Raw genomic sequence first — 21,558 nt, 5'->3', positions numbered from 1 at the left:
ATGAAAGGGTTTTTGCAGCGGGTATTTAACAAGCGAAGCGAAACGCCAATTACCTATGACGAGGCCAAGGAAATGGCAGCAAGCCCGGACGCAGATGTCCGTGGCAAGCTGGCACAGCGCCATGATACGCGCCCGGAAATCCTTTATTTCCTGGCCACAGATCAGGACTCTTCGGTTCGTCGCCACATCGCGGCCAACGAAGCAACCCCGGTACAGGCCGACGTTCTTCTGACCGATGACACGGATGACAGTGTCCGTGGCAGCCTGGCTGAAAAAATTGCCAAACTGTCGGCGGGGCTCAGCCCGAACGAAAGTGACAAACTGCGCCGCCTGACCTATGAGGCACTCGATAAACTCGTCCGTGACCAGGCCGTCCACGTTCGTCAGGTCATTTCAGAGACCCTCAAAGATATTGCCGACGCACCGCAGCCAATCATTCAACAGCTGGCCCGTGACGCCGAAAGCGTTGTTTGTGGCCCTGTCCTGCAATATTCCCCGGTTTTGACCGAGGATGACCTTCTTGAAATTATCGAAGGCAGTTCTGGCCGTGGCGCGCTCAGCTTTGTCTCACGCCGCAGGAATGTTGGCGAAAAGCTTGCAGATGCGATTGCAGCCAGCAGTGACAAGGATGCAATTTCGCATCTGTTGGGCAACAAGTCGGCCCAGATCCGCGAAGAAACACTTGATCAGCTGATTGACCGCGCCCCGGATTATCCGGAATGGCATGAACCCCTTGTTGAACGTCCAAGCCTGACGCCGACCGCAGCTGGTAAACTGGCGCGCTTTGTTGCTGAAAACCTGATTAGCGTGCTCGAACGTCGCAAGGATCTTAAAAAGGACCAACTTGAGGCGGTGCGTGAAGTCGTTCAGCGCCGGATTGCATCCGGGGAGTTCGAAAAGCGCGACGATGTCGCGACTGACGCTAAAAAGATCAAGACCGAAAAGGAAAAAGGCAAAGCTGCCAATAAGCCAGATCCGAAATCAGACAAGAAGGGTGTTGTCGGCGACGACGATGAGGAAGAAGGCGAACCGGCCTTTGAAAAGGCGCTTGCCATGCACGCCAAGAAAAAGCTCACCGATCAGGAAGTCGCAAAGGCCTTGGCTGCCAATGACGTCAAATTCGCCCGTGCATCCCTTGCGGTTCTGGCAGGGATTTCGCCCGATGCGGTGACCAAAGTCCTTAACACCCATTCGGCCAAGGGCGTTGTGTCACTGGCGTGGAAAGCGGGTCTTCCGGCCGACCTTGCGGTTAAAATTCAAGTTAAACTGGGCCATGTCCCGCCCAGCCAGACGCTGAACCCGCGCAGTGGCAATCAGTATCCGCTGAGTGAAGATGACATGAACTGGCAGCTTGAATTCTTTACCGGCATGGCAACCAGCGGCGTGCGCTAGTTGCCGCTGGTCAGTTCTTTCTTCTTGGGGCCTAACCCGCCGGGCGTTCCATGCTGATATGCGGGATGCCGTCTTCGTCATATTCGTCACCGAATTGCACGAAGCCAAGGCTTTCGTAAAAATCGCGAAGATATAGCTGGCCGTTAAGATAGATCGGCTTGCCAGCAAATTGCTGTTCGCAGGCCGCAATCGCCCGCTTCATCACTTCGCGTCCAATCCCCTGCCCGCGCAAGCGTTCGCTGGTGACTACCCGTCCGATCGCCGGACGGTCGCCTTGTGCGGCGTGGTCGGGATCAATTCCCGGGGCAACAATTCGGGCCGCCGCCAGAACATCATCCCCCTCATAGGCGATCACGTGTCGGCACACAGGATCAAGCCCGTCGATATCGGGAAAGATACAGGTCTGCTCGATGATGAAAATCTGCTGGCGGAGCTTTAGAAGGCTGTGCACGTGACGTGCCGACAGATCGTCAAAATCACAATCCAACCAGGTCAAATCAGGTGTTGCTGGTGCCATTCGGGAGTCTTTCATTGTGGGGCGTTTAATAATCCGTTCTCAGGCACCGGCTTTTTCAATGTGATAGACGAACACATCGCCATCCTTTTCGGATGATATCAGGCGGTTTCCCGTCATCTCGCAAAAGGATTTCATATCGGCCACAGAGCCGGGATCCGTCGCAAGAACTTTCAAAACCCCACCTTCAGTGACCTCGCGCAGCGCTTTTTTCGCCTTGAGCACCGGCATCGGGCACATAAGGCCACGCGCGTCGAGAATTGCATCATGGGGACCACTTGAAGATGACGACATGAGAAACCTTATAAAAAATACGAAACCGGTCCGATATAGCGCCAATTGGCGATTGTTGCATTTGCACAATATGTTAGACTGAACAATAACAATCAATCAAACGCTGTTAGCCTGCCCGCGATGCAAATCTATCTCCCGATTGCCGAGATATCGGTAAATATATTTCTGATCCTTGGGCTGGGCGGCGGGGTCGGCTTTTTGTCTGGCCTTTTTGGCGTTGGTGGCGGCTTTCTGATCACTCCGCTTTTGATTTTTTATGGTATCCCCCCGGCTGTCTCGGTGGCGACTGCTGCCAACCAGATTGTTGCATCTTCCGTGTCTGGCGTATTCGCCCATTGGAAACGCGGCAATGTCGACCTCAAGATGGGTCTGGTTCTACTGGCCGGCGGTATTGTCGGGTCGACAGTCGGTGTCTGGGTCTTTGCCTGGTTGCGGTCACTTGGTCAGATCGACCTTGTGATTTCGCTCTGCTACGTGATCTTCCTTGGCATCATCGGCGGGATGATGCTGTTTGAGGCGACCCGCGCGATTTTCCGTACCCGGCGTCGCGGCGGTCAGATCCGCCGATCCAAAAAGCACCAGCACAGCTTTATCCATGGCCTACCCTTCAAGATGCGGTTCTATCGCTCGGGGCTTTATATCAGCGCACTCTTGCCGCTTGCCGTTGGCTTCTTTGTCGGCATGCTAACCGCCCTTATGGGGGTTGGGGGCGGCTTTGTCATGGTGCCGGCGATGATTTATCTGCTTGGTATGCCGACCGGGGTTGTGATCGGTACATCGCTGTTTCAGATCATCTTTGTCACCGCCAACGTGACCTTCCTGCAATCGGTACAAACCCAGACTGTCGATGTCGCCCTTGCCATCCTGCTCTTGATTGGCGGCGTCATTGGTGCGCAATTTGGCGCGCAGTTTGGTGCGCGGCTTAAGGCGGAACACCTGCGTGCCCTGCTGGGCCTTCTGGTGTTGTCAGTTTGTCTGAAGCTTCTGTTTGATCTGGTGATCGCACCGAGTGATCTTTATTCCGTCATGCCGGGGGATCTGTGATGACAGTTTCTTCCCGCGTGCTTATGGCGATTGTCGCACTTGGCATCATGCCAATTCTAGGTCTTGGCGGACTAAGCAAAAAGGCCGCTGCCGATCCGCTCGTGGTGGATCTTTCGAACCATCTGGTTGCCATCACCACGGGCTTTACCGGCACCAATGTCTTGTTGTTTGGCGCGGTCGAGGATGAAGGCGATGTGATCGTCACCGTGCGCGGCCCGGACCAGGACATGGTGGTCCGCAAAAAGGAGCGCAAAGTCGGCATCTGGGTCAATAGTGAGAGCGCACGCTATAAAAACGTGCCCGCTTACTATACCAGCGCAGCCAACCGCCCGATGGATATAATCGCGCCGGCCGACGTATTACTGGATTATCGTATTGGTTTGAAAAATCTGCGCTTTGTGCCGGAAAGCAAACTGAACGACAGCGATCAGAAAGTCTATCGCGAGGCACTGGTGCGCAACATGCAAAGTGCCGGTCTGTTTGGCGAACGCCCGGCCAAGATCAGCTTCCTATCCAATCAGCTGTTTCGAACCGACATTCATTTCCCGGCCAACACCCCGACCGGCACCTACACCATCAATGTCTATCTGATCCGGGATGGTGGCGTTGCCAGCGTTAAAACAACGCCATTGGTTGTGTCCAAAACCGGGGTCAGCGCCGAGGTCTATGAGTTTGCCCATCGCTACTCGGCACTTTACGGCATTATTGCCGTGATCATTGCCGTGGTTGCCGGCTGGATTGCCAGTGTCGCGTTCCGCAAACGCTAACACCGGGTTGGCGCGATCAGCGCATGGTAGCAGCGCTTCGCACCTTGCGACTTCGCAGATGCAGCATTATTTCCCCTTATAGCGCAACGCATAAATCTTTGTCGCGATTACCAAAAATCACTTGGAAACCGGCATTGAGTTGCGGCACAATTTGACTGTCCGCTCGTAACAACAGTCCCACATCTGTTCAGTGCCGCAGCGGTTGAGTGCAACTGTTCAGAGAACCCATATGCCTTCTTTTGACGCCGATCAGGAACTCCGTGCGACCTCAAACAGGACATTTCTTGTTGTCGTGGATGACAGCGATGAAATGACCAAGGCACTGCGTTATGCCTGCCGTCGTGCGCAACATACCGGCGGCCGCGTAGCCCTTCTCAGCGTCATCGAACCTGCCGAATTCCAGCACTGGATGGCGGTTGGCGACCTGATGAAGGAAGAAGCCCGGGACGAAGCAGAATCACGCGTGAACGAACTTGCCGCCTATGTTCATGAACAAACCGGCAGCATGCCGCTTCTGTTTATTCGTGAGGGCCGTCTCAAGGACGAATTGCTGAACCTTCTTGATGAAGAAGAACAGATTTCCATTCTGGTTCTGGCGGCTGGCACGACAAGTGATGGCCCCGGCCCGCTGATTACGGCACTCACCAAAAGCGACACGGTCGGTCAGCTCCGCCTGCCGCTCACCATTGTGCCCGCAGCCCTTTCCGAAGCCGACATCGACGCGCTTAGCTAATTGGATCTCAGGGGCCGTTGCGCCTAACTCTTTACCGGTCCCCGACCAAATATCCGGCGCAACAACGCGCCCCAAAGCGCGACACTGCCCGCTGGCTTTGACGCGTTATCGATCCCGCTTGTGTAAAGCACGCGGATCAGGGCATCACGCACCTCGCCCTCTGGCTCAGGTGTAAAGTCGAGTGTCAGAACCAGCTGTTGCTGATCGTTGACGAAGGCGCGCGCCAGCTTGGCATCAAGAATAGGCAGTTCGTCAGCATCAAGCTGAATGGATGCGCCTTTCTGGAACTTCTCGCGATCAACACCCTCTGCTGGGCACATCATCCGCGCCCCGCCCAGCGACATGTCGGTAATCGTCATATCAAGCGGTTGATCATCCTTATTAGCCCTGACCCGCGCTTTCAGGGTGATCGGGAAACGTTCCTGTTGGCGTTGCACCGGGCTTTCAAAGCAGATCAGGATCGCGACAAGCAGCGTCAGCGAATTGACCGCAGCCCACAAACCACCAACCGCCAGGAAGTCGGCATTATCAATGATCCGGACATCCGTATTGATGTTGTAGAAGAACCCGCCAATCGTCAGAACGAACAACACACCAAGAATGATCGCCTCATTCATCGAGTTCCCGACCCCGGACTGCGATCCTTTGGGGGTGACCTTGAACGGGCGGCCAAATGGCCGGAGCAGCGAGGATACGACAATCGGAAACAGCCGGAGTGATACCAGCACCGCCGGCCCCTCGTTTACGATGGGATAGGCCTGCCGGCCATTGTGCCAAAGTGCTGTTCCCCAACCACCGATCAGCACCGGCAATTGCCAATAAAAGATCTCCCAGCTTCGGGCGTTTTCAAGCGGTTGCAATCCGAACCAGAAATAAAAGATCGGAATCATGATCACCAGCAAGCGGGCCGGGATATGAAACACCCAATAGATCGGAAACAGCAAAATACGCTGCCAAAGTGAAAGTCCCGGGCCAAGCGGCCCGGCTTTCAGAAACAGGGTCTGAATACCCCCCTGGCACCAACGTTCGCGCTGGGTATGAAAGGCCAACAGGCTTTCGGCAGCGAGCCCGATCGACAGCTTCTCATTGAGGTAACGCGTGCGATAACCTTTGCGCAGCATCTCAAGCGAGGTCAGAATATCCTCTGTAATCGATGCGGTTGGTACACCGCCAATGGCATCTAGTGCCTTGCGCCGCATAACCATGCAGGACCCGCAACAAAACATCGAATCCCAGGCATCAACCGACGGCGCGATATGATCAAAGAACAGCCTTTGTTCATCGGGCCAGCGATCGGCAATCCACAGATTGCGCTGCATCGGATCCTTGTTAAAGAAGTGCTGCGGCGTCTGGACAATGCCAATCGTCGGATCTTCAAAGAACCCGACAACACGTTTCAGGAAGTGGCGATAGGCGACGAAATCCGCATCGAATATGCAGACAAGATCACCATCCGAATGCGCAAGACCATTATTCACGTTCCCCGCCTTGGCGTGACTACCATCCTTGCGTGTCAGATATTTCGCACCCTTTTCCTCACAGAAATCGCGAAGCCAGTCGCGCTTGCCGTCATCAAGTACCCAGACCGTCTTGTTCGGGTAATCAATTGCAAGTGCGCCAACAATACTGCGCTCAAGCACATCAAGAGGTTCGTTATAGCTCGGGATAAAAACATCCACACTTGGCCAACTCTCATGCGGGCGGGCCGATAGTCTGGCATAGGCCTGATCGGCCTCGGCACTGCGATCAACAATTTTGCAATGAACAAGTGACTGGCGCAGCATGTCACACAGAAACACGATCTCGATCGCAAACAGGAAGACAATCCACCATCCCTGAAAGGTGGTGAGATCGGCGGGCATGACGGTTTCCGTGATCCGCCAGGGCAAATAGCGCGCGATCAGCGCAATCAGGAAAAACACAACCAGCCAACGTGCCCATAACTGATCACGTCGCAAGAATGGCGATGCCAGCATCATGACACCGATGACAAGTGCCATGGGTGCAAATTGCGCCATCCAGTTCATTCTGCCGCGTCGCTTTCAGCAAACCAGGTGTGGAACCGGCTGGGAATGCTGACTTCTGCGCGACGACCGACATTGCAAAAGGTTTCCGGACGGTCTTCAAAACCGGCATCAGGCACCTGCACCACCAGAAGCACTTCATCCTTTTTCAAAAGCGGCGGCAAGGCGGCATATTCAAGTTCCGGCGTCACAGCACGCGTGCCAATCACCCCGCTGACCGTCCCGTCATAAACCTCTGGCGAACCTTGCAGGCGCACCGTGACCGTTGTGCCAATAGCGACCCTATCCGACAGGCTCTCATCCACCGGGACTTCAACACGAATATCCGAGCAATCAAGAATCTTCGCCAAGTCATTATTCTTGGTCACAGTTGCCAGTTCGGCCGCGATCCGGCGCCAGATCAGTCCGTCAATCGGGCTGCGAACCAGCATGGATTCACGCCGACCGGCACGCGCGGTTTCATCGCGCAACTGGTTCTCGATGGATGCCATACGACCATTGGTCTCGGTCAGCTGCACATTCAGGTCGGCAATTGCCAGCACAACCTCATCAAGGCGCTGCTGTGAATACGGCACATCATTCTGGCCATCGCCGATAAAGATCCCCTTTTCAAGCGATCCGGATTCCTTGCGATAGCGTTCCTCGTCCGCACGCGCGCGTTCGACCTCTTGCAATGCCTGTTCAAGCAGGCTTTCGGCCTCATCCACACGCGCCTGTGCAACATGTCCGTCTGCAAGCAGTGTATTTTGACGGCTCAGGCTTAATTCGCGTTCCTTGACGACCGACAGCCAGCCTTTCTGACGTGCCTGGGCCTCAAGGACTTTGTAATGCAGGCTTTCGAGTGAACCCGAGACCATTTCACGCACCCGCTCGCCCAGTTCACGGCGCAGGCCGTTCAGCGTCGACAGCTTTTCGATCAAGGCAGTTTTGCGCGACCGAAGCAGCTGATACTCGCCATCAAGCTGGGCGAGCAACGCCTGGGGTTCAGTATCGTCGGTGATACGCGTGACAATCGACCCGGCAGAAACCGGTTCGCCAACATCGGGAATTGCACGAACAAGCTGACCACTGATCGGGGCCTGAATGGTCACCAGTTTGGCATTCACCACACCGTTCGGACGGATATCGGAAACCGTCAGCGGTGCGAGTTGCCAGATCGCAATAACCACAATCACCAAGGCGACAATCAGACGAACGATTTGCCCCTTGGAAAAACGCAAGACCATAAGACTACCTCAACCGGAACTGGCATGACTGCCGTGCACAAACATCCACATAGAATGTGTGGGTCGGTTGGGTAGTTTCAAGGATATCTATCGGAAATTAAATCACTTTATCTGCTGGCAGCGCGATGGATCGGTCCAGGAACTGCATATAGGCATCAAAGGATGATTTCTGACCAAACAGGATGTGCGACCGGCTCTTGATCGCGTGCGAAACCACTGAGCGTCGGCGCTTGTCAGTCGCCAGCGTCAGCGCTGTATCAACGAAATCAGCCGAATGATAGGCAACACAATCAAATACCGATATCTGGCGATAGCATGTGTGGCTACGGCGCGAGCGCGCTGCATTGCCAGGCAGGGTCACAAGCGGCACCCCAAGCCCCAAACAATCAAAGGCCAGCATCGCATCATTCCATGCCGGACTTTCCAGCACGACATCAACCGCACACAGAAGCGACAGCAAATCGGCGCGATTGCGCACATCGACAAACCGCATCCGTCCGGCCACATCCGCATGATTAACCGCAAAACGACGGCCCCACGCGGCATCCCAGCTGTCACGTTCCGGCGCAATCAACAGAAGTTCGGCCGTCTCATCAAGACGCAGGATTTCCGCAATCAGCGGATCAAACTCGGCCGTCAGGACATCAAGCGGCTGGGGACACAGATACGTGTTGCGGTCCTGCGCCAGTCGCCAACGGCGCTGCAATTCGGTCGTCGACATCTCGACCGGTTCTGGCGGGCTGGCATTCACAAACAGGCCAGGTAGGCGCACCAGTTTCTCGCTAAAGCGTTTTTCGCCACCAGCTGTTTCCCAATCCTCGGCAATCAGGTGATAGTCGATATTGGAAAGTCCACTGGTCGCGGCAATCCCGCCACCGGAAATCTGAAGCGGTGCCAGACGCCAGCTTGCCAGCAACATGGTATAGGCATCCGCCTGCGGGTCGACATAATGCAGAACATCAAGCCCAAGCCCGGAAATCACCCGTGCCGAATGCAAGGGATCAAGCGGTAATGGCACGACCAGATCGGCATGTTCATCAATGCGCGCGGTAATGTCATCCTCGCCAGTTGGCGGACGAATAATGGTGACGTCAAACCGGTCGCGATCAATCGCCTCGGCAAGGCCCGCGATCCAGCGCCCGATACCGTTGTCACACATATTGGCTGAAACGATGCCAATCCGGATTTTACCGCCAATGCGTGCGGTTGCTACCGTGACTTCCGGCACGTCATAGCCCGACACCAGCCGTTCCCAATAATGGCCAACTGCACGCAGCTGCTTGTCGCCCTCTGGACGCAATGCCGCGCGCCAGACCGGCGGGAACCGGGTCAATACAATCGGATCAATCGGATCGGTGCCGACAAATTCAAGATCAGGCTCAAGCGCATCTTCATCCAGCGTGTCATCAAGAAGATCACGCACGACTTCGTCATTCTGGGCTGCAAGGTCGGTTGGCACCGGCGCAAACAGCAACCGGCGCGCAGTGCGGAACAAGGCGGTGTTTTCACCAGCTGCAATCTTGCGATCAATGCCGTTTTGCAAAACCGATTGCGCCGATCCGGTATCGCCTTCTTCGGCAAGTTCGACAGCAAGACGGAACACCGCATCATCGCCGCCACCGGCACCGATGGCAGCACCAAACCGTTCGACCGCCTCGCTATGACGGCCGACAAGGCTAAGCGCCTCACCCATCATCAAAAGCAATTGCGGATCTTCGGGATTACGCGCCAAAAGCGGTTCAAGCGCGCCGATGGCCTCAATCCCCTGCCCGACCCGCAGGTTAAGCAGCGCAAGGGTTCTGCGCGCCTTGGCATCATCGGGATCAAGGGCAAGAACCTGTCGCAGGCAATGCTGGGCACCGGCAAACTGACCAAGCCGGAAAAGCGCATCACCATAGGCCGTCAAGGCGCGCGGGTTCCCCGGCTCCAAAGAAAGCGCACGGCGTAGTGGTTCGCTTGCGGAAACTGTGCGTCCCTGATCAAGCCGGATTTGACCGATCAGAACCAGCGCATTGACAATGTCATCGCGCATCTTGAGTGCTGTCAGACAGGATTTTTCCGCCCCCTCAACATCGCCCATCGCATATTGGCAGGCGGCATAGTTGGCATGGATTTCGGCAATGTCCGGTGCGAGCTCAAGCGCGCGTTCATAGTTTTCACGCGCGGCATCAAGTTCATCGAGCTGGCGATAGGTGTTGGCGACATTGCAATAAAGTGCTGGCGCATCCGGGCACAGGCGAATGGCGCGCTTAAACGCCCCGACGGCATCACGAAGCTTGCCAATCGCCTTTAAGGCCTGTGCATGGTCATGCTGGATTTCGGCACTATTGGCATCGGCGATCGCGGCTCGTCCCATACGTTCAGCGGCCAGGGTCTGGTTCCCGTGACGCATGGCGACCAGGCCTGCCAGATGCATTGCTTCTGCGGCCTGCGGGAATGAACGGATCATTCGCTGACAGGATTCTTCTGCCTCTGCATAGCGACCTGCCTCATACAGGTTCAAAGCAGAACGGTAGATGTCGGCAAAATCAGACAAGGAATACCTATTACCCAAGAGAAACCGTATTTTGCCCCACCATAAGGTCGAAGCGTTAACAAACCACGTCTTTGCCATAAATTTTCCAACCATTCCATGCGTGGAAAAACAGTGCAGATATGCCGCTTTGACCGCCGAACCTCACCCAACCAATCAGGTCAACAATCGCCACATAAAACATTGAAAACAAAAAGAACCCCTCGGAAACGTTTCCGAAGGGCTCTTTGTACAGGGGCTTATGGATGCGCCAATTGGCCTGATTAGTTGGTGTAGCCGAAGTATCGCCCGAACCGGTTTGCCAGAAAATCTTCGAGTGTGACCTCTTCCTGACGCACATAACCGGATGCTGGCAATTTACCGGTCAGAACCATATCCATCACGGCACACAAACCGGCCGATGTCGTGATCTGGATCGCCGACCAGTCCTTGCCGCCAACATGCGTACCATGCACCTTGCGAATGAAGCTCTCTTCGCGCAGTTCGCCGCGTTGGGTTCCAACCGCATCGGCAAAGATCACGATCACATCCTGCTTCGTCACTGGCAGGGCATTCTCAAAGATCTCCTTCATCATATCCGGGCGCTCGCCCAGACGAAGGTCCTCTATCAGGATTTTCAGGATTTCCTGATGCCCCGGATAGCGCACAGTCTTGTAATCAAGATTATCGACCTTGCCCTCAAGCATATCGCACAAGGCGCCGACGCCTCCCGACGTATTGAAGGCCTCATACTCCGTGCCATCGATGGTGAAGCGCTCATAGCCTTCAAGCGGCAGCACTTCGACGCGCTTGCCATTCAGGATCGCTTCACACGGATTGAGATACTCGTTGATCAAACCATCGGTCGACCAGGTCAGGTTATATTTCAAACGGTTGGTCGGATTTTGCGGCAAGGCTCCGACACGCAGGCGAAGCTTGTTCACACGATCAAAGCGCTTAAACAGGTCGTGGGCCGCAATCGAGATGAACCCGGGTGCCAGACCACATTGCGGGACAAAGGCACATTCCGCGCCCTTGGAAATTTCGCGAATGGCGCGCGTGGTTTCAACGTCTTCGGTAACGTCAAAATAGGATGCCCCGACCGCACGTGCGACGCGGGCAATCGCCACATTCAAAAAGAACGGACAGGTCGACAAAATCGCGTCATGCCCCTTGGCGGCCTCGGTCAATGCGGCCTCATCGGTGACATCGACCTTTACAAGCGTCGCGGCATCATCCTGGGCACAGATCTCAAGCATATCACCACTGGCATCGGCCAGCGTGACCGCATAATCGCCACTTTCATTGAGCATTACCGCAGCAATACGGCCGATCTTCCCGGCCCCGAGGATCAAAATCTTTTTCATTTTCTCTAACTCCCGAACGAACAGACATCATCAGCACTGTTTCACCTGTGATGCTGCGCCTGCCCTGATCATGTTTTGTTTTTGCCTAATAATGTTCCGCCGCTAGACGAACGCTTTCAACCCGGCAATACTGTTAAAACAAAACAAAAACCCGTCATTTTAATGGGCTTTACCGATGAAACGTCAGATAGATGAAACTGATCGCCGACTAATCACCCGCCTGCAGGAAAATGCCCGCATTCCGACCGCCGCCCTTGCACGCGAAGTCGGCCTGTCACGCAGCGCTGTTCAGGAACGTTTGGAACGCCTTGAAAAGGCCGAGGTCATAAAGGGCTACACCGTTCAGCTTGGCGACCATGCAAAGCCCGTATTGCTTGCCGAAGTCATGATCCAGCTTGAACAGAAACAGTCGGTTGGTGTGGTTGGCGCACTTCAGAAAATCCCGCATTGCATTCGCTGTCTTGCGGTTTCTGGCGAGTATGACCTGATTGCCGAGGTTGCAGCCAACACGCCAGAGGAACTTGACGGCGTTCTTGACCGGATCGGCGGGATGGCCGGAATAAAACGCACATCAAGTTCGATCATCCTTTCAACCAAGTTCGATCGCCGCTAAGATCAGCGCGGGGTTGGGGAAAACCTCTTTTCGGGAAGAAAACCGAGTGAAATCAAAACGCAGATACTCTGTCCTGTCTGTACTGCTTGCCGGTTTTATCGCCACCAGTGTCTTTGGCGTCGGACTATCCCTTTATGTTGGTCTCGGAACGGCCTATGAGAACACCCGCAATTTGTGGGTGATGCTGGCCGATATTGATCTGACATCGGTCCAACGCACCATGCATGAACGCATGAGCGAGGTTGATCAACGTTCCGACTGGGTTGCCGAACAGGTGGCAAGTGGCGTCCTTGATCCAAGTTTCCAATATGGTTGGACCAATGCCATGCGCGCCCTTGCGGCAGCCGACATGGATGTCATGGCCTATGGATTGGTGACCGGCGACCGCCAATTCATCGGCTTTAACCCGGAAGATATGAGCGAAATCAGGCGCACCCTGCCCGAAGACGACATTCTTTTTTCCGAACTTGCGCATATCCGCGGCCCCGTAACCAACCGGACCGGCTATCCACGCTGGGACCCGTTCTTTAACCGCACCGTCCTGACAAGCTGGGTGCCACTTTTCTATGACGGACATTATCTGGGCACCTTCATCCAGTACCTATCGCTGTCCAATCTGTCAGAAAGCCTGATCCGTGGCCGTGAAGATTTGCCCGGCACGCCCTTTATCCTGATTGGCGGCAATCGGGTGATGGCCCATCCTGAACTTAGAAACTGGGGCGAGAAAACCGCAAGCGCAGGCGACAATGGTGCGGAAATCGCCCGCAGCCCAATCCCCCTGCCCACAATTCATGATATCGGTGATCCGGTTCTGGCCAACATTGGCAAGTCCGAAAACATCAAGCTTGATCCCGATGACGAACGCCATAGCAGCGGCATCAGCCTTGCGGGGCTTAGTCACAATGACCGTTATCATCTGATCGTCACGCGTCAGATCCTCACCGCCCCGATTTCACCGGTTGTAATCGGCATGTATTTTGACGAGGAACTGTTTGACGATGAATGGGATCGACTGGTTCTGGCATCCGTCCTTGGCGGCGGCGTTTTCGTGTTGTCGGTCATCGTTGCGATTATCCTGTCGCGCCACTTCACCAAACCGATCCGCCGTTTTGCCAGTGCTGCACGCGCCTTTGAAGACGAAGACATTGCGTCCTCGGATATCCCGCAACTTAAGGGCAGCCGCATTCGCGAATATGACGACGCTGCCAGGTCATTCAATCACATGATGATGGCCGTTCACGACCGCGAACGTATCACCAGCCTGTTTGGTAAGTTCGTACCACAATCGATTGCCAAAAAACTTCTGGCATCGGGCAATGATTCCGGCGTCCTGCCGCCGCAGACCTCAGAAGCCACGGTGCTGTTTGTTGATATTGTAGGCTTTACGTCCATGTGCGAAAGCCTTGATCCGAAACAGATCATCGCCATGCTCAATGATTATTTCGATTGCGCAACCCGGATCATCGAGGAACGTGGCGGCATCATCACCCAGTTCCAAGGCGATGCCATCCTTGCTGTCTATAACGTGTTTGATGATCTTGAAAACCATGCGGACGCAGCCGTCGACAGCGCCATCGCGCTTCAAGCCGAAGTCGAAAAACGCACCTTCGAGGGCCTTGAGCTCAAGGTTCGCTGTGGTGTGAATACCGGCTCGATGGTTGCCGGGAATGTCGGCGCAAAGGCACGCCTGTCCTTTACGGTGCATGGCGATGCCGTCAACACGGCCTCACGGCTGGAACAGGAAAATAAGGTACTGGGCACCAATATCCTGATTTCGGAAACGACCCGCAACCTGATGGCCAACCCGGACCGGGTCAGCAAGGCGGGGGATGTTCTGCTGCGCGGGCGTCACACGCGAACCGAGCTTTTCACAACCAATCCGAAAAATCAGGCATAGCTCTTGCGGCGCGCCGAAGGAAAAGCATCCAGACAAAACAAAACGCCGCATTGGATAAACCGATGCGGCGTTTTGTAAAACCTTAGAACAAGGTACCGGGAATTAACCCTGGCGTGCCTTGAAACGCGGGTTCTTTTTATTGATCACGTATACGCGGCCACGGCGGCGCACGATACGGCAGCCTTTTTCCCGCAGCTTCGCGGATTTCAATGAGTTCCGGATCTTCATAATCTTAAACCTTAGAAACTTGGCCCCTTCGAGGAAGCCGGAAAATAGAAGTACGACATGCCCCTGTCAACACCTAAAACAGGTTGCGGCGACAGAAAGTGGAACAAATCCCCTTCAAGTCGCCAGCAGCACATAAATTCCGAGCGATCAGTTGATCGTTGCGTAGAACCGATAAAAGGCCAGGCTGCCATTTTCAAGCATTTTTACGCGATTCATCCACATTTCCATCTCTGGCTCGAGATAATCCATGATATCGGGGTCAAGACCAGCGTTCTGAATGTCTGAAAGCATCGTCATCCAGGCGAGTTTGATATGCTTAAGATGCGTTTCCGACTCATCCTTGGCGATGCGGATATCAAATTTCAGCTGCCCCAAACGCGATTTGTATTCCTGTGCGGTCCAAGGGAACAGTTCTTCGTCTTCAAGCTTCGCCCAGTTTGCCAGCTCATTCTCATCAAGATCGCGTGTCAGAACATAATCGGTAATCAAAAGCTGCCCGTGTTCACGCAGGGTTTCGGCCAAAGCGGCCAGAAACGTTTCCTTCCCCGGGATTTTGTAGAGCTCGCCATAGGAATAAACGACGTTGAAATAGCCCTTGCGAAGGTCTGGCTGCAGCGGATCAAACTTCTGAACCGGGACTTTCTTCTGAACACCGGCATGAACCGATCGATCCATCCCCAAAAGTGCCAGTTCACCATCCGGCTCAAGCGCGGTTACCCAGACACCAAGCCGATCGGCAAGCACACGCGCCACACCACCCAGCTTCGCACCGATCTCAAGACAACTTAGCGTCTCATCGAGTGCAAGCGGCTTTGCAAGTTCCAGCGCATATTCATGCCCGCCGGGCATCATGATGCCATGATCAAACAGCTTGTCATAAAGGCGGATACGATCAGGCGGCCAGCGACCGATTTCTTCATCAAGATCGAGCTCGGAAAGCTCCGGCTCGACCGGGCGCGCCAGCCAGACACGCATCTTGCGCAACCAGTCGGCATAGGCATCGATTTCAAGCTGCAGCAGGTAATACTCGACCGGGTCGTCATAGCCTTCCCACTTGGCACGCAACCGCGTCCCGAGACCAAGATGATGTCCCGGCGGCATTTCGAACTCGGGCGCCTCCCCTTCGGCGACGCCAGCGGACATGCCATCCGCATCGGACATATCGTCATCCGCTTTGGACTTGCGTTGCCAGAATTTCAGTTTCAAAGCGACTACCTGTTCGTTCTCATTTGGCGCTCATGTGATTCTTGAAAATATGGCAATTAGTCAAAAGTGACAACGTGTTAAGATTTCAACCCTATGATTGTATGGTGAAATGCCATCTTTAAAATTATTATCGGCTGATTTCGCGCGCCGGAAAGCATGTCTTGACAGGAATTTTCATCAATCATGAGCACTGATCGCCTCGGCATCTACTATCGCATGCTGAACATTGCGCCCGGCGCGAGCGCGAAGGAAATCAAGCTGGCCTACCGCAAACTGGCCTTTGAATTTCACCCTGACCGCAACACCGACCCGGACTCGGAAGACAAGTTCAAGGACATCACCGAGGCCTATGAAATTCTGATTGGCGAACGCAAACCACCAAAGCAGGCTGGCAATGGCACGGCAGGCACCCAAAAGCCGGGGAATAACGGTAACGGGCAATCAACATCGACCGGATATGGGCCGAATGCCGCGGGCCCGCAAAACGCCAACCGCCAAAAACAAGGTTTCGCCGGTGATGGCCGCAAGCAGGATAAGCCCAAGGAAACCGCCGAGGAAAAAGTTGCGCGTGCTAATCAGGCCTATCGCGAACAGCAGGCCAAAACCAATGCGCGCAAAAGCAACATTCATCCCGGTGCACGGCGCCATAAAACCAAGAAAACCGAACCCAACGCACAGGGTTTTATTCAATGCGCGGTCACAGGCGTCGTATCGGCCCAACCGCGCCAGGTTGAATTCAAGGTCGTGCGCGGTTTTCTGAATTCCTGCAATATCGAAACCATCACCGCCAACCTTGCCCCCAAGGGCGCAAAGCGCATGGCGCTGAAAGCCAGCTTCAAAACCTGGCTGCGCGGTTTCTGGGGTTGGAAAAGCTTCCTCCCCGCATGGAAAGCGATCTTGGGAAATATGCGCGGCGGTACGTTCCCGCCTGAAGGCAACGCCAAGATGCTGTTTACACAAGCCAATGCCTTTGAACGATCAGGCAACAAGCCGCTTGCCCGCGCGGTATTGCTTCAAGCACTTGATTTCATCGGCAGCAACCGCTCTGTCCTTGCCGAACAGGTACGCGCGACCCAGCGTCGCCTTGATGACGGACAACCGGCACGCCGTGTGCGTGATGAATGGAAACGTGCGGGCATGTTTGATGCCCTTTTGCATCTCAGCCCGCTATTTTTCCTGATTTTTGCGGCCCTGATCGCCTTTGGCCCGGGTCAGGGCTTTGTCACCCGTGACATTCCGGAAATTGTCGCCCGGCAGAGCACGGAAATCACCAAACAGGTCAAGGACCTGATCGGGAATGACCGCGAACCTTATTATGTTGATCGCGAACTTCTGAACCTGCGCGACGGGCCAAGTGTCAATGATAACATCATTCGCCGCCTCACCCGGTTTGAAACCGTCTATGTCGCTGGTGACAGTCAGGGTTTCTGGATCGAAATCGAAACCAGCATCGGCGAAAGCGGTTTTGTAAACCTTGATGCTCTGGTGCCAGGCAACGGTTCTGAAGCCCGTGATGCATGGTGTTCCGAAAACAAATGCGACTGACCGGTTTCCCGATCAGTCGCATCAAATTCCGCAAGCCCTGAAATGGACTTATCCGTTTTATCCTTTGGCCGGGATCGCCTTAAGCGCCGCCAGAAGGTAATCCCAGAAGCGCGCAACGCTTGGGACATGCACGCATTCATCCGGGCTGTGGGCACGTTTGATGGTCGGACCAAACGAAACCATATCCCAATGCGGATACTTTGATCCCAGAACACCGCATTCAAGACCCGCGTGGATCACGCGAATTTCCGGCTCCTTGCCAAACATGTCCTTGTGAACAGACTTCATCAGACTGACCACTTCGCTGTTGGCATCCGGCTTCCAGCCCGGATAGGCATCGCCCCAGGCAACCGACGCGCCTATATTTTCAAACACCGCCGTTGCCACTTCGCGCATGGCATCGCGGGCCGAGTTGATCGAGCTGCGCGCAGACAAGGTGACGTCGGCCTTACCATCGGCAAGCTTGACGATGGCGAGGTTGATCGAGGTTTCTACAACCCCTTCGACCGAAGTGCTCATGGCCTGAACACCGTTCGGCGCACCAACGCAGGCATTGTTGAATGCCTTGGAGTCTTTTGCGCTCATCGCCTTGGCAGGAAGATCTGCCTCGGTCGCGCGAATGGCGAAGTTTGGTTCAATCGCGCCGATTTCGTCTTTGACGTCATTTGCAAATGCGCCAAGAGCTGCTTCAAAATCGGAAGCCTTGCCTTCGGGCAAGACGATGGTGGCAAACGATTCACGCGGGATGGCGTTGCGTGCGGTACCGGCATTGATCGCAACGATACGCGCATCAAAATCACGGATAGCAGTGCGCAGGAAACGCGCCATCAGTTTGTTGGCGTTGCCAAGACCCAGAATAATATCAATGCCTGAATGGCCACCTTTCAAACCGGTCAGCGCAATCTCGCGCGTGACCTGTCCGGCGCCAACGGCTTCTTCTGCATATTCATAGCTTGCCACAAGATCACCACCGCCAGCACAGCCAACGCAGAGCTCATACTCGTCTTCGGTATCAAGGTTGAGCAGGACCTCGCCTTTCAGGCGGCCCGGTTCAAGGTTCATCGCACCGGTCAGGCCACGTTCTTCATCAACCGTGAACAGAAGTTCAAGCGGTCCGTGCTCAAGACCATCTTCGGTCATGAAGCCCATCATGGCCGCAGCACCAATGCCATTATCAGCACCAAGGGTGGTGTTGTCGGCCGTGATCCATTCGCCGTCCATTACCATGCGGATCGGGTCGGTATCAAAATTGTGGGTCGAGCCAGAATTGGCCTGGGTCACCATATCGACATGGGCCTGCAGAATGACCATTTTGCGGTCTTCAAATCCCGCACTTGCCGGAACAGAGACAACAAGGTTGCTGCCGCTATCGCGGAAATGCGCAAGGCCCTTGTCATCGGCCATCTTTTCGAGAAGCTGCAAAACAGCTTCTTCCTTGTTGGACGGACGCGGGGTATCGCAAAGTTTCTGGAAATTGTCCCAGATTGCGACGGGCGCAATTTTACGGATCTCGTTCACGGTGGCGCTCCTGGCAAATTTTCGTCTACGGGTTCTCACTTACCCAGACCTGTTGATTACCTTATTGCCGCGCGAATTTAAAGCATGCCCAAGGCGTTTTTACCCAAGCCACATACAAATTCGAAAAAATAGGGCGTTAACCGCAATTAACGCGATCAAGACACCAATCTGCGCAACAAGATTTTACGTTAATTGACGCCAACCACCTGACTACGGCGTTGCAACAGCATGACATCACGCCAAAGCCCCGCCATCGGGCCATAGCCCATACGTCCAAGCCCGCGTTTACGGCCAACCGTTTCAAAGCCAAGGGATTGGTGCAGGGCAATGCTGGCTTCATTTTCCGGGAAAATACCGGCCTCAAGCGACCAGATGCCGTGCTCTTCGCTGGATTTGATCAGTGCCGCCAAAAGGGATTTGCCAACACCCTGCCCCTGACAATCCGGGTCGACATAAACCGATATCTCGGCAATGCCACGATAAACACATCGGTTTGAAACGCCCGACAACCCGGCCCAGCCGATTACCATGTCGTTATCATCGCAGGCAACCAGACGGCATTCGGGCAAATGTCCCTGATCCCAGCTTTCCCAGGTACCCGGGTCTTCCTGAAATGTGGCATGGCCGGATTTGATCGCCCGGCCATAGATTTCAACAACGCGATCCCCGTCGGACGGGGTCATGGGACGAATATGCATCAACGCCTCGCTAAGCACATAGCCAAAGGGTTTGGCAGCGGATTGAAACTTTGATGGGAATATTAATCGAAGAACAGCCGATCAGCTATCGGCTTCTTCCCCGGAAAAGCGAAAGATCAGCTGATCGCGGCCGGCGTCCTTGGCGGCATACATCGCTGTGTCGGCGACCTTCATGGCCTCCGCCAGCTCGATGAAGTTCTGACGCCCTTCGCCGCCCACGGTCGCGCCAAAGCTTGCCGTGACATGGACAAACTGCTTGCCGGACTTGTCGATCGGCACCTTGATCTCGCGGATCATGTTCGACAGCCGCTCGCCAATGCGTTTGGTCACGGCGGCCGTTGCCGATGGCAAAAGCACCGCAAACTCTTCACCGCCCAGACGCACCACAAGGTCATCATCACGCAAGGCCTGGCGCAGAGTATCGGCGACCTTTTCAAGAACCCGGTCACCTATTGCATGGCCATAGGTGTCATTGACGTTCTTGAAGTAATCCAGATCAAGGATGATCAGACCAAAGATCCAGCTTTTGTCCTTCAGGTGGCGAATTTCGCGCAAACGGCTGACCGCACTTTCAAAGCCGCGACGATTAAGCGCGCGGGTCAGCGCATCGGTCGAAGCCAGCGTATCAAGCATCTGTTCCTTGCGCTTGTGATCGGTGATGTCGGTGGCCGACACCATCACGCCGCCATCATCCATCATGTTCATGCGGATATCGGCCAACCGCCCCGATGGCGTTTCCATTTCATCAAGCGTCGCATGACCATGGCCGTTTCGCTTCATCTCGGCACAGCATTCATGCAACGCCGAAATATCAAAACCGTGGCTGTCATCATCGGTTTTCTCGCCCCCGAACAGGCGTGAGAATTCGTGATTGAAATGAACAACTTCAAGATTGTCATCAAGCATCGCAACCGCTGATGGCACCATCCGGATGACTTCGGTTACCGCCTGCTCAAGACTTGCCTTGGCGCGGACAAGCTGCTGATGCATCTCGACTTCATCGCGGACATCATGCGCGGTCGTCAAAATGGCGGGCTTGCCATCATGCCAAAGAATGCGCTCATCGGTGAGATCCCGCCAAACCGAACTACCATCATCGAGAAGATCACGTACGCGGTGCCGGTCACCGCGCCGTTCACCATTGAGGATGGCGGCAACATGTTTGATCGCACGCGGGCGGTTTTCTTCCGGGATAAAGCGCAGGATATTGGGATTTTCCATGAATGAACTGGCGCTTTTCGCCCCCATCAAACGGGCGAAGCTTTCATTCACGTAAAGTGCTGTCATGTTGCGATGGACCATGACACCGATAAAGGATCGGCCCAGCATGTGGTCGACCTGCATCGCAGTCGTGCCATTGTCGATCATCTGGGCTGTCGTCAGAACCGCATTGCCGTCTTCCCACTCGACGGTCTCGTCGCTGATTTCCATCCAGACCGGGGTGCCGTCCGTCCGGATGTTATAGACCTTCTTCCAGCCGTGGAAGCCGCTGCTGTTCTGGAAATTCTCGGAAAGCTTGTCCGCCTCGTGATGGAAGCTTGGCGGGATATACTGATGCATGTCAGGGTCGCTCATGAAGTCGCGAACATCCCGACGGCCCAGCATTTTCGCATAGGCATCATTGACATACACAGCTTCAAGATCCTTGTGTACAACAACACCTACACGTGACCGCCCATACAGACGTGCGATTTCCGTTGGCTCGAACCGCATCAACGTCCTGTATCCCCCAAAGACACTAAACCCTGAATTAAAGCACAGTTATTTGCGACTTGTTTCCGTGCCCGACATATCCAAAAGGTTACACCAGTTCTGATACAATTGAAACCAGCGGATGGCGCCCCTACCCCGACGAAGGGCACCCCGCCGCGAAAACGGTCTGGTATCAACCAACAATAGATAAATCCGAATGCACATAAGCATAATAGAATATTAAGAACAATGACAAATCACCACGCTGCCACCATAAAGACCGCAGAT

At 54.7% G+C, this 21,558-nt stretch carries 18 protein-coding genes; 7 read left to right on the top strand and 11 right to left on the bottom strand.

Annotated features, from left to right (window positions below; translation table 11 throughout):
* The gene (locus CMO10_RS11480; RefSeq protein ID WP_297022117.1) at window positions 1–1,392 is read left to right on the top strand and encodes a DUF2336 domain-containing protein; all 1,392 of its coding nucleotides are present in this window, start codon (window positions 1–3) and stop codon (window positions 1,390–1,392) included.
* Window positions 1,393–1,423: 31 nt separating this feature from the next.
* Here the strand turns inward: CMO10_RS11480 and CMO10_RS11475 are convergent, their stop codons facing one another.
* Both CMO10_RS11475 and CMO10_RS11470 read right to left on the bottom strand, forming a co-directional pair.
* Entirely contained in the window at window positions 1,424–1,909 is a 486-nt protein-coding gene (locus CMO10_RS11475) for a GNAT family N-acetyltransferase (protein WP_297022115.1), read from the bottom strand.
* A gap of 39 nt (window positions 1,910–1,948) precedes the next feature.
* A complete protein-coding gene (locus CMO10_RS11470) occupies window positions 1,949–2,200 on the bottom strand; it encodes a sulfurtransferase TusA family protein (RefSeq protein ID WP_297022112.1) in 252 nt (83 codons plus the stop codon).
* Window positions 2,201–2,320: 120 nt separating this feature from the next.
* Between CMO10_RS11470 and CMO10_RS11465 the strand changes: the two genes are divergently transcribed.
* The 3 genes from CMO10_RS11465 (at window position 2,321) to CMO10_RS11455 (ending at window position 4,744) form a co-directional block, all read left to right on the top strand.
* Window positions 2,321–3,244: a sulfite exporter TauE/SafE family protein gene (locus CMO10_RS11465; protein WP_297022110.1), complete on the top strand. Its 924-nt coding sequence runs from the start codon at window positions 2,321–2,323 to the stop codon at window positions 3,242–3,244.
* A complete protein-coding gene (locus tag CMO10_RS11460; RefSeq protein ID WP_297022108.1) occupies window positions 3,244–4,011 on the top strand; it encodes a TIGR02186 family protein in 768 nt (255 codons plus the stop codon). The genes CMO10_RS11465 and CMO10_RS11460 overlap by 1 nt, the downstream gene beginning before the upstream one ends.
* A gap of 229 nt (window positions 4,012–4,240) precedes the next feature.
* Window positions 4,241–4,744 carry a universal stress protein gene (locus tag CMO10_RS11455; protein WP_044828764.1) on the top strand — a complete coding sequence of 168 codons (504 nt, stop codon included), beginning with the start codon at window positions 4,241–4,243 and terminating at the stop codon, window positions 4,742–4,744.
* Window positions 4,745–4,767: 23 nt separating this feature from the next.
* Here the strand turns inward: CMO10_RS11455 and CMO10_RS11450 are convergent, their stop codons facing one another.
* The 4 genes from CMO10_RS11450 to CMO10_RS11435 all read right to left on the bottom strand — a co-directional run bounded on the left by CMO10_RS11450 (window position 4,768) and on the right by CMO10_RS11435 (window position 11,873).
* Window positions 4,768–6,762, bottom strand: a complete 1,995-nt coding sequence (locus CMO10_RS11450; protein ID WP_297022104.1) for a glycosyltransferase — start codon at window positions 6,760–6,762, stop codon at window positions 4,768–4,770.
* A 5-nt stretch (window positions 6,763–6,767) separates the two neighbouring features.
* Window positions 6,768–7,994, bottom strand: a complete 1,227-nt coding sequence (locus CMO10_RS11445; RefSeq protein WP_297022101.1) for an HlyD family secretion protein — start codon at window positions 7,992–7,994, stop codon at window positions 6,768–6,770.
* Between the two features lie 97 nt (window positions 7,995–8,091).
* Entirely contained in the window at window positions 8,092–10,530 is a 2,439-nt protein-coding gene (locus CMO10_RS11440; RefSeq protein ID WP_297022100.1) for a tetratricopeptide repeat protein, read from the bottom strand.
* Window positions 10,531–10,790: 260 nt separating this feature from the next.
* A complete protein-coding gene (locus CMO10_RS11435) occupies window positions 10,791–11,873 on the bottom strand; it encodes a saccharopine dehydrogenase family protein (RefSeq protein ID WP_297022099.1) in 1,083 nt (360 codons plus the stop codon).
* Between the two features lie 175 nt (window positions 11,874–12,048).
* Here CMO10_RS11435 and CMO10_RS11430 point away from each other — a divergent pair, with 175 nt between their 5' ends.
* Both CMO10_RS11430 and CMO10_RS11425 read left to right on the top strand, forming a co-directional pair.
* Entirely contained in the window at window positions 12,049–12,486 is a 438-nt protein-coding gene (locus CMO10_RS11430) for an Lrp/AsnC family transcriptional regulator (RefSeq protein WP_297022097.1), read from the top strand.
* A 46-nt stretch (window positions 12,487–12,532) separates the two neighbouring features.
* Window positions 12,533–14,383 (top strand): adenylate/guanylate cyclase domain-containing protein, encoded by a 1,851-nt coding sequence (locus tag CMO10_RS11425; RefSeq protein WP_297022095.1) that lies wholly within the window; start codon window positions 12,533–12,535, stop codon window positions 14,381–14,383.
* A 102-nt stretch (window positions 14,384–14,485) separates the two neighbouring features.
* Here the strand turns inward: CMO10_RS11425 and ykgO are convergent, their stop codons facing one another.
* Both ykgO and CMO10_RS11415 read right to left on the bottom strand, forming a co-directional pair.
* The gene (ykgO, locus tag CMO10_RS11420; protein ID WP_007090004.1) at window positions 14,486–14,611 is read right to left on the bottom strand and encodes a type B 50S ribosomal protein L36; all 126 of its coding nucleotides are present in this window, start codon (window positions 14,609–14,611) and stop codon (window positions 14,486–14,488) included.
* Between the two features lie 147 nt (window positions 14,612–14,758).
* Entirely contained in the window at window positions 14,759–15,817 is a 1,059-nt protein-coding gene (locus CMO10_RS11415; protein ID WP_297022093.1) for a methyltransferase domain-containing protein, read from the bottom strand.
* Between the two features lie 183 nt (window positions 15,818–16,000).
* Here CMO10_RS11415 and CMO10_RS11410 point away from each other — a divergent pair, with 183 nt between their 5' ends.
* Complete coding sequence (locus CMO10_RS11410; RefSeq protein ID WP_297022091.1) at window positions 16,001–17,362, top strand: DnaJ domain-containing protein; 1,362 nt, start codon at window positions 16,001–16,003, stop codon at window positions 17,360–17,362.
* 57 nt (window positions 17,363–17,419) lie between these two features.
* Here CMO10_RS11410 and CMO10_RS11405 read toward each other — a convergent pair whose 3' ends face one another.
* The 3 genes from CMO10_RS11405 to CMO10_RS11395 all read right to left on the bottom strand — a co-directional run bounded on the left by CMO10_RS11405 (window position 17,420) and on the right by CMO10_RS11395 (window position 21,291).
* Entirely contained in the window at window positions 17,420–18,880 is a 1,461-nt protein-coding gene (locus tag CMO10_RS11405; RefSeq protein WP_297022089.1) for an aminoacyl-histidine dipeptidase, read from the bottom strand.
* 188 nt (window positions 18,881–19,068) lie between these two features.
* Window positions 19,069–19,578, bottom strand: coding sequence for a GNAT family N-acetyltransferase (locus CMO10_RS11400; protein WP_297022087.1), 510 nt, complete (start codon window positions 19,576–19,578; stop codon window positions 19,069–19,071).
* 81 nt (window positions 19,579–19,659) lie between these two features.
* Entirely contained in the window at window positions 19,660–21,291 is a 1,632-nt protein-coding gene (locus CMO10_RS11395) for a diguanylate cyclase (protein ID WP_297022084.1), read from the bottom strand.
* Window positions 21,292–21,558 lie beyond the last annotated feature (267 nt).

The sequence above is a fragment of the Thalassospira sp. genome, assembly GCF_002709775.1.
Taxonomy (GTDB): domain Bacteria; phylum Pseudomonadota; class Alphaproteobacteria; order Rhodospirillales; family Thalassospiraceae; genus Thalassospira.
Note: the sequence above shows the minus strand (reverse complement) of the source record. Positions and strands in the feature narration are given on the sequence as shown.